Origin of the sequence: Akkermansia sp. UNK.MGS-1 (genome assembly GCF_000980515.1) — a bacterium.
GTDB lineage: Bacteria > Verrucomicrobiota > Verrucomicrobiia > Verrucomicrobiales > Akkermansiaceae > Akkermansia > Akkermansia muciniphila.
Genome location: NZ_LBCB01000014.1, coordinates 166852 through 183130, shown reverse-complemented (window position 1 = coordinate 183130; position 16279 = coordinate 166852). Strand labels below are relative to the sequence as shown.

Here is a 16279-nt window from a genome sequence, read left to right as displayed (position 1 = left end):
CCATGCGGAAATCCCTGCTTCCGCCATCCTTCCGGAAAAGAAAAACATCCGGTCGGTCCAACTCCCGCATTTCAAGAAGGATAAGGCCGGAACGACAAGAAAAGAATTTTTTGTCCTCCTTTTCCAAAGCCTTCATTTTTTCCCTTTCCATCTCCCCTGCTGAAAAAACATCAGGCCCTGCTTATCTTAATTCCACCCACACGCCGCGGTGGTCGCTGGCCTGGAGCGAGGGGGGAGAGTCAAGGATGCCCATGGGAGGCTTGCGGCCGAGGCGCTTTTTCAGAGTATTGTTCAGGAAAAGATGATCGAAGGAATGGTAGGTGTCACCGTCTTCGTAGTAAATGGTCCAGGTCTCACCACGAGAATCCCTGGGCTTCAAACGGTTCAGGCGGTATTCCGTTTTGGCCGGTCCCTGGATGACCTGCACGGCGCTGTCTGACGGGCCGTCATTAAAATCTCCGTACAGAAGCAGAGGCATGCCGTCCTGAGAGGCAAGAGCTTCATTCAGGTAGTCCCGCAGGGCGTAGGCTTCCCTTCGCCGCGTATCCTCTGCGGAACCGTCACGGCTGAGGCGCGATTTCAGGTGAATGCCCACCAGGCGGAACAGCCGTCCGTCCGGCATGCTGACCGTGGTGTCCAGAATGCCCCGCAGCATCGTCTTTTTCCGTTTCGCCTCTCCGGATACAGGCATGTCCGCTACGGAACGGTCATCCGCGATGCGGTATTTGGAAAGAAGGGCCAAACCACGGTCCTCCCCGTCCCGCATGACAAGAACTTTGTACGGCAAATGAACTCCTTTTCTTTTCAGCCGCATTTGCAAGTCACGAACGGCAGCCTCCCCGCCCATTTCACACAGCCCCACGATTTCCGCCCCCGATTGGCGAACCAGCTCCGCCACGGCTTCACGGGCTTCCACAGGTTTGTATTTTACCTGAAAATTGCTTCTCCTGGGGTCTTCAGGAACAAAGTAGTTGCCGGCATTCATGGTCAGAAGACGAACGGGCTCCCCCTTGTCGGGGATTTCCACCTTCTCCCGAACCGTCTGCCGCCCTTCCCTCTGGAGGGCAGGAACCGCCTGCGGTTCATTATCCAGCGGCGCCCACTCCGTCAAACCGTACCCTACCACCGCGCACAACGCAACCAGGGCCGCGATGACGGAGGTTCCCCTGCGTTTTGACGTTTTCCTGATCATGTCCGTTTCCCTGAAAGATTTTCTCCATGGCGAACGTAGTGAATGAACAAGCCGGACCGTATGGAATTTTCCGGCCTATTACTCGGCTTTCGCTTCACTTCCATCCGTAGTTCATGATAAACCATGAATGTGTCCCCATTGCAACCCCATAACGAATCCCAGCCTGACGAACAGACACTTTCCCAATACGCGGAACATACCAGGAAAAGCCTGATCGCGCGTTTGGAAAACTGGGAAGATCAGCGCACCTGGGATGAATTTTACCGGACGTATTGGCGCCTTATCTATTCCGTTGCCCTCAAGGCCGGATTGAGGGAAGACGAGGCCTGGGACGTGGTACAGGAAACCATTCTTTCCATCGCCAAGCAAAGCAGGAAAAATATTTACAAACCGGAACAGGGCTCCTTCAAACTCTGGCTCTGGAACATGACCCGCTGGCGCATCAACGACCAGTTCCGCAAGAGGAAAAAGGACACGGCCATGCTGATGAATCCGGATGCCCCAGGCACGTTGGAACACCCCATCGACAAAATCCCGGATGAAGGGAAGAATAATTTTGACCAGGTATGGGAACGGGAATGGCAGAATAACCTTCTTCAGGCGGCTCTGGAACGCGTCAAGGCAAAAGTGTCGCCCAAGCAGTTCCAAATTTTTGACTATTATGTCCTGCGGGAGTGGGACGCGGCCAAGGTCCGCCGGCAGCTCGGAGTCACGATTGCCCAAGTTTATCTGGCAAAGCACCGCGTAGGAAGCGCTTTGAAGAAAGAGCTGCAATTTCTTCAATCCCAGGAAAAGGAAAAAGAAAAATAGGAGCCCATCTTAAAAACCAGCCGGCGTCCTTGATACGCATCCCTCCGGCCAGACCTCCTTTCAGAAAGGATTCCTTTATTTTGCCTCTTGCCAAGACAGCGGTTTTGTCGTTAGATTAACGGCAACTGCAATGCCGCCCTCACGCAACAGACATTCCGCCCAGAGAGTTTTTACCTGGGACAAAATCAAAATGGCCCTGGCGGCGGCGGAAGAAGGATTTTACATCTGGAATATTAAAACGGGCGTCATTCATTACACGGACCGCTGCCTGACCATGATGGGGGCCAGCCGCAAGGAGAAAGCTCCCAATATCTTCACCCAGCCGGAGCTTACCATACACGAGGAAGACCAGGCTTTTTTTTCCCAGGAAGTGCGCCGTTATCTGGACGGCCACTCCCATGTGCCCATGCGCATTGAAATCCGGATGAAGAAGCTGAACTCCAAAAGCTGGAGCTGGGTCCGCGTCAACGGCCTCGCCCGCAGGGACAAACAGCGCCGGCCCGTTATGCTGGTGGGCGTATGGGTCAATATTACCCGGCGGAAAACGGCGGAACTGCGCGCTGCGGAGGACAGGGACCTGTTTCATACCCTGATTGAACACATTCCCGACAGCATCTATTTCAAGAACCGGGAATCACGTTTCGTCCTGGCGAATACCGCCACAGCCAATAAGCTGGGCGTACCGACGCCGGCAGACCTGACCGGACGCACGGACGATTACTTTTTTGACCAAACGATGTCCGATATTTCCCGCAAGGAGGAAATGGACATCATGGTTACCGGACGCCCCATCCGCGCCCGCCTTCATCATGAGACATGGCTCCACAAGGATGATTCCTGGAGCCAGATCAGCAAGTTCCCGTGGTACGGACGCAACGGAGAGCTAAAGGGAATTGTAGGTATTTCCAGTGATGTCACCAAACTGGTGAAGACAGAAATCAAGGCCACGGAAACGGCCCGCATCCTGGAGGAACGCAACAGAACTCTGGAAAAGGAAATAGATTTGGCCAGGGAAATCCAGTTCGCCCTGCTTCCCTACGAAATTCCCTCCCGCTCCCATACGGAACACGGCCTGACCCGCCATGCGGATTTTCACCATATTTTCACTCCTTCGGAGGGTGTTGCAGGAGACTGGTTCGATGCTTTTCCCGTAGGCAATTCCGGCGTTGGCGCCATTGTCTGTGACGTGATGGGCCACGGCATCCGCGCCGCCCTGATCGCCTCCATGCTCCGCGGCCTGATGGAACAATTGTCCCACCTGGCGGATAATCCGGCGGCTTTCCTTACTTCCCTCAACCACCAGCTCGCCAAAATCCTGCAACGGGCGAACACCACCATGTTCGCCTCCGCCGTTTATATTTACCTGGATCTGGAAACCGGGGTCATGACAGCCTCCACAGCCGGACATCCGCATCCCATCATTCTGGGGCCGGACGGGGTCGCCCGCAAAATGCCTCTGCCCAGAGGCATCGCCCTGGGACTGCTGGATGACGCTACGTACCATAATGCCCAGTTTTCGCTCCTGGCGGGGGCCCGCATCCTGATGTACACGGACGGCCTGACGGAAGCCGCCAACCAGGACGGGGAAGAAATGGGCGTGGAAAGACTGATTGACTATTTCAACAATTCTTCCCCTCACAGCACCAAGGATTTCGTTCATCAGGCCCTTACCTGCGTAGCCAAATTTACCGGCTGCACCAATCAGGCCGACGATATCTGCATGCTGGGCATCAGCTATTCCGAACACGAAGCAAAAACGGACGGTTAACAGCCGGTTCCTGACGTTTCTGCAACCTGCTTCCTCTTCCCTCATCCGGCCGCATTCCGGAATTTCCACGAGGGAAAGCCCCCATGCACTCCCTTTTCCGCAGAATGCGGACCGGCGTTTTTCACCTGCCGTAAATGGAGGAAAGGCGCTATGTCGTCTCCGGACAGTCATCCGGAGAAAATTTGAAATGACGCCAAGATGGAACGCTCAGCATCCAAATGGAAAACAAGGCTTCCAACCCTCCCGCCAGGACAATCGTTGTCTGAACACCCCAGGCATCCACCACAGCTCCCCACCCCATGGCCGCCAGCGGCTGCACACCGATGGTGACAATGCTGAACAGCCCCAGAATGGCCGACTTGCGTTCCGGGGGAGCCAGAAGCTGCACAGCGGATGAAGAAGTAACGAAGAGGGAAGAAGTGGCCAAACCGGCAAAAAAGAAACAGAGGGCCTGCACTTCCACCACCGGGACGACACCGGCCACACACAGTGCGCATCCCATCCACAGGGTACCTGAGGAAAGTTTGGCCCCCACCCTGTCGCTTTTGCGTGCAAACGGCAGAACAAAGAGGATGCTCACCATGGCCCCGGCTCCGACCGCACTCAGAATGAGGCCGGTATTCCTAGGATTTCCGTGCATCAATGCCGGAACAATCTGATAGAGGGATTGCCCGCAGATATTCTGAATGAGAGCGCTGATCATAATAAAAAGCAGACTGCGCGTGGCAAGCACCGTCTTGAGGCCGGATGCTTTCCTTCCTGCGCCGCGCTGCTTTCTGGGAGCGGAGGTATCCGCTACGCATCCCTTTAAGGCAACCAAGCAGCCAACGAGAGGCAGGCTTGCCGCCACATTGCCGCCAAAAGCGGTTCCGGCGCCCCATTCCGCAATGATATAGCCGGCAAGCGCCGGCCCTATGGCCCGGCACGTATTAAATACCAGAGAGTACATGCCCACGGCCTCCTGTAATTGCCGGCGCGGTATCAGGTCTCCCACAAAAGCCTGCTGTGTGGGAAAACCCACCGTCTGATTGACGCCCATCACCAGCCCGGCGGCGTATAAGTGCCACAGCTGGAGCATATCCAGCACAGTCAGCAGAAACAGGGCTACAGCCACCAGCCACTGGACGCACTGCACGGCTATGAGGAGTTTCCTCCGGTCAAAACGGTCCCCCAGCCCGGCAAGCAGCATGCCGCCCAGAAAGAAAGGAAGAGCGTTCAAGGCAGCCAACACCCCCACTGCCGTGGCGGAGCCTCCGGAAATATCGTACACAAGAATACCCATGGCCGTCACCTGCAACCACATTCCAATCAGGGCCGAAGCCTGCCCTGACCAGAATATTTGCAGGTTCCGCACCTGAAGGGGCTTGAAAAAGCCCAGCCAGTCATTCAGCCATTTCACAGCTCCGCCATCCTAGCCCCAGCCGGCGGAACCGTCCAGAAGCGAGTGCGGCAACGCCTCCTCCCCCCCTGTTCCGGAACCTTCTTATTCCTCTGCGGTATAACAGGCCGGATAATCCTTGGAAGGAAGCCAGGCGGGAAGGTCTTTCATTCTGCCCGCAGCGCGTTCGGAAACCGGCGTACGCCAAATCTTAAAGAAAGGCCCCATGTTCTTTCCCGTGACCTTGGAAAAAGCGTTCATGACCCATTCCCATTTCTTTTCATCACTCAGTTCGCCGTTGTCATAAGGCTTGTCATGGAATTGAAGAGCCACCTGGCGGAAGGCGTCAAACCCCAGATAGTACATCAGCTCCACCCAGAAGAAGAGCTGCACCTTGTTGGGAGCCTCATTGTAAGTCTGGGTGCCTGAAAAATATTTTTTCATTTCCGCGCTCATGCCGTACGGCCCCATGCCGCCGCCCCAGCAGGATTCAAAGTCTTTTCCAGTCCCCATCACTTCACACACCATGGAGAATATGTTGACGGATACCTCCGTCTGGCCTTCCATCGTAAAGGGAGGGGATTGGTGGTTATGCCCCAGTTCATGCCACAAACCCCAGCTTCCGGAATGGATGATGGAACCGGTGGCAATGGAATTCGTCCAGTCCTTCGTGGCCATGGCGGGATAACCGGAATGCCCGGCCCCGGCGGATATCTGCCTGTCCACGACAAAGCGCATCGGATGATGCAGGCGGTCCGGCTTGGTATCCCATCCCATAATCCAGTCCTGAAGAGCCATGTTTTTTTGCAGAAATTCCGCCGTCTTCTGAACATCCGGACACTGTTTCAGCTGTTCCACGGGCATCGTGACAATAAGCCGGGGCATGCGGATTTCCCCCCACGGGGCCTTGGTATTTTCCAATTGTTCGGCCCATTGTTCCGGAGTGGTCTTCCCCATTACGAACAGAGGTGAAGGCACGGCTCCGGAAATCTGAACCTTGAAGACCTTTCCCCGTCTGGGACGCTGGCCTACATTCACATAAACAAGGCCGCCCATCGGATTCACCATTTTCACGCGCCCACGGCCAGCCGAAACCTGCATGGTTATTTCCGGCACTCTTTTCCATTCATCCAGCTTATGAAGGCTGTCCGTATGGCATCCTATGCGGACGCTGATCGAACCGTCTTTGGGAGCGCCGGACAGGGAACACGAAATTTCCGCCCCGGGCGGCGCATACAGTCCCGTACTATGCCAGCCTCCAATATTGGAATCTATCTCCACCGTCCGCCTGACCGTCTGGGCCCCATTCTCCGGAACGCCGGGAAAATCCTTCGCCGCCGGGCACGCCTTCAGCGAGGCAAGTTTGGCATCCTTCCATTCCCGGCATTTTTCCAGAAGCGCCTGCATGCGTCCGGCGTCTTTCCCTTTTTTCCACGGAGAGGAACCCGTGGGGAATTCCTCCATACCCTCCATTTTTTCCGCCTTGTCCCAGGACCATGTTTCCAGCGGCTTGTCTTTTTCCGTCTGGATATCATCCCTGCAAGGAATAGAATAAACGGAAAGCTCCGGCATCCGGTTTTTCACGGGTTGGGGAAAACGCCCTTCCGGTTCAGGCTCTTCCTCCACAGGAATATCTTCCTCCTGCCTGCGGGCCTCTTCCTCACGTTCGCGCCGTTCCAGCTCCTCCCTTCTCCTTTTTTCCCGTTCTTCGCGTTCGGCCTGCTCCTGAAGCTTACGGGCCGCTTCCGCCGCCTGCCGCACCTTCTCTTCCTGCGCTTCCTCATAAGCCTTCTGGGCCGCCAGCCGTTCCTTTTCCTTCTTCTCCCTGATTTCCCGTTCCCGTTTTATTCGCTGTTTCTCCGCAGCTTCCCTGGCCTTCTTCTCCTTCAATTTACGTTCGGCGGTCAATTCCTGGGCCGCTTTTCTTTTTGCCAGGTTATCCTGGTAAAGATAATATCCGGCTCCGGCACCGCAAACCAGCAGCAACACTAAAAACCAGCCCACGGCGGAACCTCTGGAAACGCTACGGGAAAAAGAGGGAATGTTCATGTAATCGGGATTGGGAAAGAATCTTTCCCATTTCTGCATTGCAGGCATTCCTTGTCAATACGATTCTTCCCCTTCCGGGAGCGCCTTGATGAAAGAAACATGTTGAAAGCCGATCTCCCGTCAGCATCCGAAAGCTCCGTTTTCAAATATCCTCCTTCAAAACCTCCGCCTTCATCCCGAAATAAGGGAACACTCCATGTGCCAGGCCGTCCAGAACGCCCCGGGTGCGCGGTTCCGGGCTAATGTATCCATGGCCGCGGGCAACCATGTCTTTCACTTCCTGCGCCGCATTGGAAGGGCAGCACCGGAATGCCTCCGGCAAGTGCCGCATGGCGTCCAGATCATTGTGCCCGTCGCCGAAAATGGCGACATGGGAAGACGGAATGCCGAACCGGGAGGCAACAAAGGAAAGGGATGTTCCCTTATTGTAATCACGGTGGCTGAAACGCAGGTAGGGACCTGCCCTTTGCGTGACAATTTCCTCATACGGACCAACCGTATCCTGAATGACGCAGGAAACTTCATCCAGGCCGCAGGCATCATCCACCACCAGGGAAAAAGCGTCATTGTCCTGCCTGCGGAGTCCCAGCACGGAAAACCGGCTTTCCAGCTGGCCCATCAATGATTCCAGCATGCCGCCGTAACGGGTGAACAAGCTGTCATGGGCAACAGCGCAGTCATCGTTCCACGCGGCACCGGGCATCAGCCTGCCCTCCGCATCCGCCAGATGAACATTCCGTTCCATCGTCACCGTAAAATCCGGGGCAAACGCTTCCGCATCATCCCGGAACATATCCGCCAGACCTTCCCTCAGGTAAACAGGGTCGCGCCCCGTATTAACGCCCCAGAGAACACCATACTGCGACCGGAGCATGCGCATGGTTCTGAAAAAAATGCTCCTTTCTTCCGCAGGGCCTCCAAGAGTGAACAGAGTATCGTCAAAATCAAAGGAGAAAAGATACCGGAGCCGTTCGGGTTTCGGCAGCGCCCGGACCGGAAGGAAACGCATCAATTCCATCTCAATCCGGCACCTCCCTTCACTACGGCGCGGCTCCCCGCACACACGACGGGTTCAGCCAGCGGGATGTCATCCTCTACCGGCTCTGCCGAAGGGATGCGTTCCTCCACAGGCTCTGCCGAAGGAATCGTTTCCGGAATGGGTTCCGCCTCAGGAATTACTTCCTGACGCGGCGCAGGATTTTCCCGGCGTTCCGGGGAGGCAGAAGATGAACGCCCTGCGGGGGGCGCTTTCCTTTCTGCCGCGGAGGAGGGAATTCCGGCGCGGGCGCCCACTCCGGCACGCACCTGGCGGGCGACAGGGGTGTTCATATCCACCGCATACGTAAGGGGCAGGCTCCCGGCGGGTATTTCCTCTCCCGGTTTGCGCATGTGGATTTCCACCCTCCGGTTGGCGGCCTGGGCATCCCGGTCCCCCCTGATGGAAACGACGGGACGGGAAGCGCCGCAAGCGCGTATGTACAACCTGCATTCCCCATTCGGGCGCGTCAGAGCTATGCCGTTATCCTTCAGCCACTGGCGGACGGCATTAGCACGCATCAGGGAAAGCACGGCATTATATTCCTCGGAACCAAAGCTGTCCGTATGACCTTCCACAATGAAAATCGTATCCGGATTTTTCATCATCAGCCCCGCAAGCTGGAGCATGCTCAGCCTGGCGGAATTTTTCATCACCGCCTTGTTGTATTCAAAAAGAAGATCCGCTCCCAGCCTGCTGTACCCGCTGTCCTTGCCCAAGGAGGACTGGGCCATGAGCTGGGAAAGAGATTTGCTCCCATCCGGCAAATGGGAATCATCCTGACCGCCCGCCCCTTTGAGCTTGTTGTTATACCATTCATCCGGATTCACCATATCCGGTTCAGCCGTCTTGATTGTAACCGGGCTGGCGGAAGATTTCAGCATCTCAGGCGGAGATGGTTCGGGCAACCCCTTCGCGACGGCATTCATGTCCACCTGCGGCATTTTCGGGGAAAGGGATTCCGGGGGGGAAGGACTTACCGGATCTGCGGAAAAGCTGGTTTCCCCCGGAGCAATCACTACCTGCTCCGGAAGCATATCCTCTAAATCCGGCAATTCCGGGGGAATCTCTTCAAGTTGCTCAATATCCGGTTTTTCAACGGCTTCCGCTACATCCGGAGCAGGACGGTCGTCCGCCTTCAGAACTATTTTTTCAGGCAGAGGCTTTCTGTCCTCCTGGACAGTGGGGGCTTTGTGCACATGAATGCCCAGATCAAACCAGCTCAGAACGATAAACCCCAGGTAATGCACCAGCACGGCGGCAAGGAGAGCCCCTGCCGCCACAGCTGCCAGATGGCGAGGCGCGGGCAGAATAAAACGGCTGCGCCTGCGGCGGTTTTCGCGGAGTTCTCGGTTGTTGTCCTGATTCGCACTCACGGGATCATCAGCAAAAGGAAAGGAACAATTCATGAACCGGAAGGAGCGGTACCCGTAACGGGCGCACTGTAAGACTCATGAGGCAACACCCTGGGCATGGGCATGCGCGTATTCTCATGAATCCATTCCGCAATGCCAGCCTGCAGCTCGTCATCCCCCGCATAGACGTTGACCTTATAAATCTTTTCAAATTTTTCCCCCTTCTTTCCTTCAATGGAATGCAGGAAAGTCCGTTCCCGGGTGCCATACGGTTCCCCTTCCCGGATGGATTCATAAAGCTGTTTTTTCTCATTTTTCAGGGAATCGTAAATGCTCAGGCAATCTTCCAGCGTGGAGAAAAAATATTGGTTCGTACAAACCACCATGACCGGATAATCCAATTTCAGGGCATCATCCACGGGAGCCACGTCAAACGTACTGAACCCCGCACGCCAATCCACCCCGGCATCCAGCAGCCAATAAGCGGCATAGCACAAAGGCTTGCCCCAATCCTGCTCCATCTCCCGGACAGCCACGGTTTTCAGGGAAGGAAAGCAGTCCATGCTGACCATGCAGCGGATGCGGGGATCTTCAGACGCGGCTTTCAACAGCACGGCCGCACCAAATCCCTGCCCCACGGCAGCCACGGGAGGCAATCCGCCCTGCTTCCGGGATACGGCGTCCAAAAGCGCCGTTACATCCGCATATTCCCTTAATCCGTACGTGCAGAATTGACGGGTATTGTTCTTCCCGCGCGGATTCCATATCAGGCTCGTGTAACCGGCTCCTGCCAGCCCTTCCGCCAGAGGGAGGGAACTTTCCATTCCCTCATTCCAAGAGGCGGCTATCACAACCAGCTCTGGTTTTGCCTCCAAATGCGGCATTTTCCCGCGCAATTTCAGAGTATCCCGCACGCGGCTCTGGCGCGGAGACAGAGCCTCCGGACGCCCCGGGCTCACCAGATAACCTTCAATAGCCGTGCCATCGGATGAAACGGCTTCCACGGGTTCCATCACCAGGGAACCCGCGACGGGAGAAGAGGCGGGGTCCTCCCCTCCCACGGGAATGAGCAGGGGAGTGGAGACGTACCAAGCAAACCACGCCAGAACACCCGCAGCAGCCAGAAAAAACAGAAGAAACAATTGAACAAGACGTTTGAACATGGAAAGGCTGTTGCCGGGAAACAGTTGTCAGGAAGATTTTATCTCATCCAGTTTACGTTGACAACAGCCAACTTCTATCAGGCGGAACATCTCCCGCAGCCACTTCCTCCCTTTAAGGAGCGGAACCGCACTGAGGTTCACGAAGCAAGCACGGACATGCGGTTCAGGCAGCCTTTTATCCCTGTCCGGCGGCCAAATAACGCTTTATTTCCCGCTCCCGATCTGGCATTCTTGCCCCACCTTCTTTTTTCATGGCAATCCAGGCCCGACATTTCCGCCAATGGTCCGTATTTCTCCTCCTGCTTGCGCTGGGAGGAGCGGCAGCCTGGTTTCTGATGCCCCGGGAATGGTCCCAGATGCAATGGGAAATTCCCGGTACGCCGTCCGAATATCCCCTTTCCCAGCTCCTGCGGCCCTGGCTCATCCTTCTGGGCTGCTTTCTCCCCGCGCTGGGAATGTTCCTGTACAACCGTTCGAGCATCCTGGACAAGTATGTGGCGCGCACCTGGTTCACGGCCTTCATCATGTGTACGGCCATCCTGACGCTGATTTACATTATCGGAGATTTTGCGGACAATGTGGGAGACCTGATGAACCTGGACGCACCCCTCATGGGCACGTTCCGCTTTTACCTGAGCCAGCTGCCCATGATCCTGAACCTGATTCTGCCTTATACCCTTCTCCTGGGAACACTCTGGGCGCTTACCAAACTTTCCTCATCCTCAGAAATCACCGGCATGCTGCAGTCCGGACGGTCCCTGCTCCGAATCAACACCCCCATCATCATCGGTGCCGTCTTTGCCTCCATCTACTTCGGCATCTTCGGGTTCCACTGGGCACCCAACTCCGCCCTGTACAGGAAACTGATGTTCTCCTCCCTGAGCCAGAACAAAAATAACCATGCTTCCCAGAGCACCATCTACAAAAATGATGCGGAATCCCGCATCTGGTATCTGGGCAATCCTCCCGGAATTGATTCCCCCGGCAATCCTTTCCGGCAGGTGCGGGTGGAACAGTTCAGCGCCCCCGGAAAGATGAAATACGAGCTGTTTGCCGATGAAGCCACCTGGGATCCGGCCTCCAGGACATGGACCTTCCGGCAGGCCATCAAAAGAAATTATTCCCAGGAGGAACCCCGCCAGCTCCATGATGTTCCCGTTTTTGCCGGACAGGAATACCAAACGCTGAAAGAGCATTATCCCGAAACACCCTGGCAACTGATTTCACCCAACGTCCGCGTGGATACACAGGGAACCCCGGCTCTCCAGGAACTCATCAAGTCCGGCACGACAAACGCCAGGTACCTCAGAAGCCTGCAGACGGAATGGCACGTCAGGATCGCCCGCATATTTTCCTGCATTATCCTGACATTTATTGCCATCCCCTCCGCCATCACGTTCCAGAGGCGCTCCGCCATGTCCGGCATCGGCATTGCGTTGTTCCTGGCGGCAGCCATGCTGTTCCTGTATGAGTTTTTCCCCACCCTGGCCTCCGCAGGCTACCTCCCCACCTGGCTGGGAGCATGGATGCCCAACATTATCTACACCATCATCGCCATCCGCCTTTTTCAAACCAAGCTGGCTCACAGAAGCTTCTCGGAATTATTGAGAGGCTTGAAAAAGACTCCCGTCCATGACCATTCCTGATCACTTTGCCGATTCCCGGGAAGCCGTTCTGAAAGCCCGTGAACTGCTCCGGCGGGCACACGCCGTCATTTTTGATTTTGACGGATTGCTGGTGGATACGGAATATGCCATTTATTCCTCCTGGGAACGGGTTTTCGCGTCCTGCGGCCACCCTCTTCCCCTGGATTTGTTCAACCAATGCCTGGGCAGCGGCTACACCCACTGGAATCCCGGAGAACATCTGGAGAAATTGACGGGGCGCACTTTCGACTGGGAAACCGTCAACAGCCGCCGCCAGGAGGAAATCGTCCGGGATCTGGAACATGCCGGCCTCCTGCCCGGCGCCGGAGAACTCATCCGGAACCTGGGGGAAGCCGGAACCCCTATGGGAGTGGCCTCCAGTTCTTCCCACCGCTGGGTGGACGGCTGGCTGAACAGATTGGGCATCATGCCCTATTTTCAAACCGTCGTCTGCCGCGACGACGGCCTCCCCGTCAAACCGGATCCGGCCCTGTTCCTGAAAGCCGCGGAAAACCTGGGTAAATCTCCGTCTGAATGCCTGGTGCTGGAAGACTCCCAGAACGGCACTACAGCCGCACACCGCGCAGGAATGCCAGTCATCTCGGTTCCAAACAGGGTAACGGAGCAGGCGGATTTTTCCCTGGCGACCAGTATCATCCGCTCTCTGACGGAACTTCTTTAGAAATCAGGAATTTCTATTCCATAACGCCTGTTTCCTGACGGAATTCCTTTCATGCCTGATGCAGGGGGCTGCGCCGCCAGGAACGCCTGGCGCGGCTCAGAGCCTCGGCTTTCATGCTCTCCTGCCGGCCTCCTAAAAGCGGCCTCCTGTTTTACCTCATTGCCCTGATTCTTCTGACCTGAGGAGCGGCGCATTCCATCATGCCCGCACTTTTCCTTATATGGAAACCGCTGTTCGTGCCCGCCATCGCGTTTTCATGGGAACGATGCTGATGTTCATGCATCTTCCCACCGGCGGCATGAGGAAAATGCCCGCGCAGGAGCAGGGCCGCTGGCACGGAGGCAGGCATTTCCCCTGTTCCATGGGATATTGCCTATTTGACGGAACCCCGCCATGAACACGCCAACAAAAAACCGCCGGCTCCCCAACGGGCCGGCGGCTTACCCCCTTTTATTCAGGGAAATTATTTGTTCAGCTCCGCAACGGCGGCTTCCAGGCTGGGCACGTCTTCAATGGAGATGACCGTAGCTTCCTTGCAGATGCGGGCCATCATGCCGGCCAGCGTCTTGCCCGGCCCCAGTTCAATGAAAAGGCGGTGGCCCTGGTCCACCAGCTTCTGCATGGAAGCCGTCCAGCGCACGGATCCGCATACCTGGTGTTCCAGCATGCTGCGGATGTCGTCCGGACCTTCCACTACCCGGGCTTCATAATTGCAATAAACAGGCATGGACGGCGTACCGAAGGAAATATTCTTGAGTTCTTCCGCCAGCTTTACCATAGCGCTGTGCATCAGACGGGAATGGTAGGCGCCCGCCACATTGAGCTTCTTGGCAATCTTGCAGCCGGCGGCCTTCGCCCCTGCTACAGCCTTGGCCACACCTTCCTCCGTACCGGAAACGACTGTCTGGCCGGGGCAATTGAAATTGGCAACATCCACGTCACATTCCTGCGCCAGCTTAATGACGTTTTCATCCGTGCCGCCGATCATGGCGGCCATAGTGCCTTTCGTGGCGTTGCATGCTTCCTCCATAAACGCGCCGCGCTTCTGGACAAGGCGGAGGCCTTCTTCAAAAGAATAGGTCCCGGCAGCGGCATGAGCCGTGAATTCCCCCAGGGAAAGGCCGGCGGCAGCCACGGGATTCAGGGAGGGAACGAGCTCCTTCAAGACGGCCAGGCAGGCAAGGCCATGTACGTAGAGGGCAGGCTGACAGTTGCAGGTACGCGTCAGTTCTTCGCCGGGGCCTTCAAACATGACGGCAGAAAGGGATTCTCCAAGCGCCTTGTCCGCCTGTTCAATCAGGGCTTTGGCGACGGGATACTGGTCATACAAATCTTTGCCCATGCCTACTTTTTGGGCACCTTGTCCGGAAAACAATAATACTGCGTCCATAGTTAAAGCTGGATTATAACGTTCCGGCAGGAAAGAAGCAAGAGCGATATCATCACCATAACTTCCTTATTGCCAATAAAAAATCCGCTCCGGCCTCACAAAAGGCCGGAGCGGGGTATTAACAGGATGTTCCAGAGGTGCGTTTTAGGCGGTGGCTTCCGTGGTGGCGGGAGCTTCTTCCTTTTCGGCAGCCTCACGGGGCAGATCGATAATTTCGATCATGGCCACAAGGGCGGAATCAGTCAGACGCTGGCCCAGCTTGACGATGCGGGTATAGCCGCCCTTGCGTTCCGCGCAAAGAGGAGCGATTTCATCAAACAGCCGCTTAACGGCGGTCGTATTATGAATGGTGGCGGTAGCCAGGCGGCGGGAATGCACGTCACCGCGCTTGGCAAGCGTAATCAGCTTTTCCACATAGGGGCGCAGGGCCTTGGCCTTGGCCAGGGTGGTGGTGATGCGTCCATTGAGGATGAGGCTGCATGCCTGGTTGGCGAGCAGAGCCCTGCGGTGAGAAGCGTTGCGCTGAAGCTTGGAGGTTTTTACACCGTGTCTCATGATGATATTTTTCTATGTGTGTTGGTTTTGTGAGATTTAGTCGTCGTCGTCTTCGATGTTGGCGGCAATCAGGTCTGCCAGGCCCACGGGGCTTTCCTCTTCCAGACCCAGGCGCGGCTTGGCCTGCGGCACGGGACCGGTAAGCAGGGAGGGATCCACCTGAACGCCCAGGGAGAGCCCCAGTTCCAGCAATTTGTCCTTGATTTCGTTGAGGGATTTTTTGCCGAAATTGCGGTACTTGAGCATTTCGCTTTCGCTCTTCATGGCAAGCTGGCCAACGGTCGTGATATTGGCATTGTTGAGGCAGTTGGCGGCACGCACGGAAAGCTCGATTTCGTTGACGCTCATGTTGAGCAACTTGCGCAGGCGGGCCGTTTCCTCGTCCTGGACGGCGGAAGGAGCTTCCTCAAAGTTAACCTGCTTGTCGTCATAGTTGACGAATACGTCCAGGTGATGGCGCAGAATGGCGGAAGCCTGGAGCATGGCGTCTGCGGGGGCGATGCGGCCGTCCGTCCAGACTTCAAGGATCAGCTTGTCGTAGTCAGTCATCTGCCCCACACGGGTATTCTGCACAGAATACTTCACGCGGGTAACCGGAGAGAAAATGGAGTCGATCGGAATCACACCGATGGGCATATCCGGCACCTTGTTTTCATCGCCGGTGGCAAAACCGCGGCCCACGCGAACCTGGAATTCGCATTCGAACATGGTGTCCTGGTCCAGAGTGCAAATGATTTGATCGGGATTGACCACCTGGTAAACGGTGTCGTCGGCAATATCGGCAGCAGTCACAACGCCCTGCTTATGCACGCGCAGAGAGAGCAGGCGCGGTTCCTTGCCGTTATGCTTGAATTTGACCTTTTTCAGGTTCAGCACGATTTCCGTCACATCTTCCACCACACCGGGCAGGGAGGAAAATTCATGCTGCGCACCGGCGATGCGGACGGAGGTAATGGCGGCGCCTTCAAGAGAACCCAGAAGAACGCGGCGCAGGGAGTTGCCAAGCGTATGGCCGTAACCGTTTTCAAACGGTTCCGCCACAAAGGTCAAATGATTCGCATCATTCGGATCTTCAATTTTTTCCAGACGGCTGGGAACCTCAAAACGGGCCAGCGTGGTAACGGCGGTTTCTTCTGCAGTAGTGGTTTCGTTTTCCGACATAATCGTATGTAATGTACCGGGTTTCCCCTCAACACGGACATGGCGGCCAATGCGCCTGAAGGACCAACGGCATGTTGTGGGAACGCCCGTGCGG

13 protein-coding genes are annotated in these 16279 nt (G+C 56.1%); 4 read left to right on the top strand and 9 right to left on the bottom strand.

What is annotated here, in order from left to right; all coding sequences use genetic code 11:
• Window positions 1-181: 181 nt before the first annotated feature.
• Window positions 182-1192, bottom strand: coding sequence for an endonuclease/exonuclease/phosphatase family protein (locus WW58_RS09440; protein WP_046437112.1), 1011 nt, complete (start codon window positions 1190-1192; stop codon window positions 182-184).
• A gap of 123 nt (window positions 1193-1315) precedes the next feature.
• Here WW58_RS09440 and WW58_RS09435 point away from each other — a divergent pair, with 123 nt between their 5' ends.
• Entirely contained in the window at window positions 1316-2002 is a 687-nt protein-coding gene (locus WW58_RS09435; RefSeq protein WP_022197496.1) for an RNA polymerase sigma factor, read from the top strand.
• Between the two features lie 130 nt (window positions 2003-2132).
• The gene (locus tag WW58_RS09430; RefSeq protein ID WP_046437110.1) at window positions 2133-3770 is read left to right on the top strand and encodes a SpoIIE family protein phosphatase; all 1638 of its coding nucleotides are present in this window, start codon (window positions 2133-2135) and stop codon (window positions 3768-3770) included.
• A 148-nt stretch (window positions 3771-3918) separates the two neighbouring features.
• Here the strand turns inward: WW58_RS09430 and WW58_RS09425 are convergent, their stop codons facing one another.
• From WW58_RS09425 to WW58_RS09405, 5 genes are all read right to left on the bottom strand, one after another.
• The gene (locus tag WW58_RS09425; protein ID WP_046437108.1) at window positions 3919-5169 is read right to left on the bottom strand and encodes an MFS transporter; all 1251 of its coding nucleotides are present in this window, start codon (window positions 5167-5169) and stop codon (window positions 3919-3921) included.
• An 84-nt stretch (window positions 5170-5253) separates the two neighbouring features.
• Entirely contained in the window at window positions 5254-7197 is a 1944-nt protein-coding gene (locus WW58_RS09420; protein ID WP_182916029.1) for a M60 family metallopeptidase, read from the bottom strand.
• 142 nt (window positions 7198-7339) lie between these two features.
• Window positions 7340-8215, bottom strand: coding sequence for an HAD family hydrolase (locus tag WW58_RS09415; protein WP_046437105.1), 876 nt, complete (start codon window positions 8213-8215; stop codon window positions 7340-7342).
• Entirely contained in the window at window positions 8206-9609 is a 1404-nt protein-coding gene (locus WW58_RS13435) for an OmpA family protein (protein ID WP_182916027.1), read from the bottom strand. The genes WW58_RS09415 and WW58_RS13435 overlap by 10 nt, the downstream gene beginning before the upstream one ends.
• A gap of 29 nt (window positions 9610-9638) precedes the next feature.
• Window positions 9639-10751, bottom strand: a complete 1113-nt coding sequence (locus tag WW58_RS09405; protein WP_046437103.1) for a hypothetical protein — start codon at window positions 10749-10751, stop codon at window positions 9639-9641.
• Window positions 10752-11002: 251 nt separating this feature from the next.
• Here WW58_RS09405 and WW58_RS09400 point away from each other — a divergent pair, with 251 nt between their 5' ends.
• Both WW58_RS09400 and WW58_RS09395 read left to right on the top strand, forming a co-directional pair.
• Window positions 11003-12397, top strand: a complete 1395-nt coding sequence (locus WW58_RS09400) for an LptF/LptG family permease (RefSeq protein ID WP_022197502.1) — start codon at window positions 11003-11005, stop codon at window positions 12395-12397.
• Window positions 12384-13079: an HAD family hydrolase gene (locus WW58_RS09395; protein ID WP_087393177.1), complete on the top strand. Its 696-nt coding sequence runs from the start codon at window positions 12384-12386 to the stop codon at window positions 13077-13079. The genes WW58_RS09400 and WW58_RS09395 overlap by 14 nt, the downstream gene beginning before the upstream one ends.
• A gap of 463 nt (window positions 13080-13542) precedes the next feature.
• Here WW58_RS09395 and fabD read toward each other — a convergent pair whose 3' ends face one another.
• The 3 genes from fabD to WW58_RS09375 all read right to left on the bottom strand — a co-directional run bounded on the left by fabD (window position 13543) and on the right by WW58_RS09375 (window position 16185).
• On the bottom strand, window positions 13543-14469 hold the full coding sequence (gene fabD / locus WW58_RS09385) for an ACP S-malonyltransferase (protein WP_031931055.1): 927 nt from the start codon (window positions 14467-14469) through the stop codon (window positions 13543-13545).
• A gap of 144 nt (window positions 14470-14613) precedes the next feature.
• Window positions 14614-15024: a 50S ribosomal protein L17 gene (rplQ, locus tag WW58_RS09380; RefSeq protein WP_012420542.1), complete on the bottom strand. Its 411-nt coding sequence runs from the start codon at window positions 15022-15024 to the stop codon at window positions 14614-14616.
• Window positions 15025-15060: 36 nt separating this feature from the next.
• On the bottom strand, window positions 15061-16185 hold the full coding sequence (locus WW58_RS09375) for a DNA-directed RNA polymerase subunit alpha (RefSeq protein WP_012420541.1): 1125 nt from the start codon (window positions 16183-16185) through the stop codon (window positions 15061-15063).
• Window positions 16186-16279 lie beyond the last annotated feature (94 nt).

What these genes read in the sequence shown, in the direction of transcription:
- WW58_RS09375 (WP_012420541.1), bottom strand. Translation starts at nt 16,185, where the DNA reads ATGTCGGAAAACGAAACCACTACTGCAGAAGAAACCGCCGTTACCACG.
- rplQ (WP_012420542.1), bottom strand. Translation starts at nt 15,024, where the DNA reads ATGAGACACGGTGTAAAAACCTCCAAGCTTCAGCGCAACGCTTCTCAC.
- WW58_RS09440 (WP_046437112.1), bottom strand. Translation starts at nt 1,192, where the DNA reads ATGATCAGGAAAACGTCAAAACGCAGGGGAACCTCCGTCATCGCGGCC.
- WW58_RS09430 (WP_046437110.1), top strand. Translation starts at nt 2,133, where the DNA reads ATGCCGCCCTCACGCAACAGACATTCCGCCCAGAGAGTTTTTACCTGG.
- WW58_RS09435 (WP_022197496.1), top strand. Translation starts at nt 1,316, where the DNA reads ATGAATGTGTCCCCATTGCAACCCCATAACGAATCCCAGCCTGACGAA.
- WW58_RS09400 (WP_022197502.1), top strand. Translation starts at nt 11,003, where the DNA reads ATGGCAATCCAGGCCCGACATTTCCGCCAATGGTCCGTATTTCTCCTC.
- WW58_RS09415 (WP_046437105.1), bottom strand. Translation starts at nt 8,215, where the DNA reads ATGGAATTGATGCGTTTCCTTCCGGTCCGGGCGCTGCCGAAACCCGAA.
- WW58_RS09405 (WP_046437103.1), bottom strand. Translation starts at nt 10,751, where the DNA reads ATGTTCAAACGTCTTGTTCAATTGTTTCTTCTGTTTTTTCTGGCTGCT.
- fabD (WP_031931055.1), bottom strand. Translation starts at nt 14,469, where the DNA reads ATGGACGCAGTATTATTGTTTTCCGGACAAGGTGCCCAAAAAGTAGGC.
- WW58_RS09395 (WP_087393177.1), top strand. Translation starts at nt 12,384, where the DNA reads ATGACCATTCCTGATCACTTTGCCGATTCCCGGGAAGCCGTTCTGAAA.
- WW58_RS09420 (WP_182916029.1), bottom strand. Translation starts at nt 7,197, where the DNA reads ATGAACATTCCCTCTTTTTCCCGTAGCGTTTCCAGAGGTTCCGCCGTG.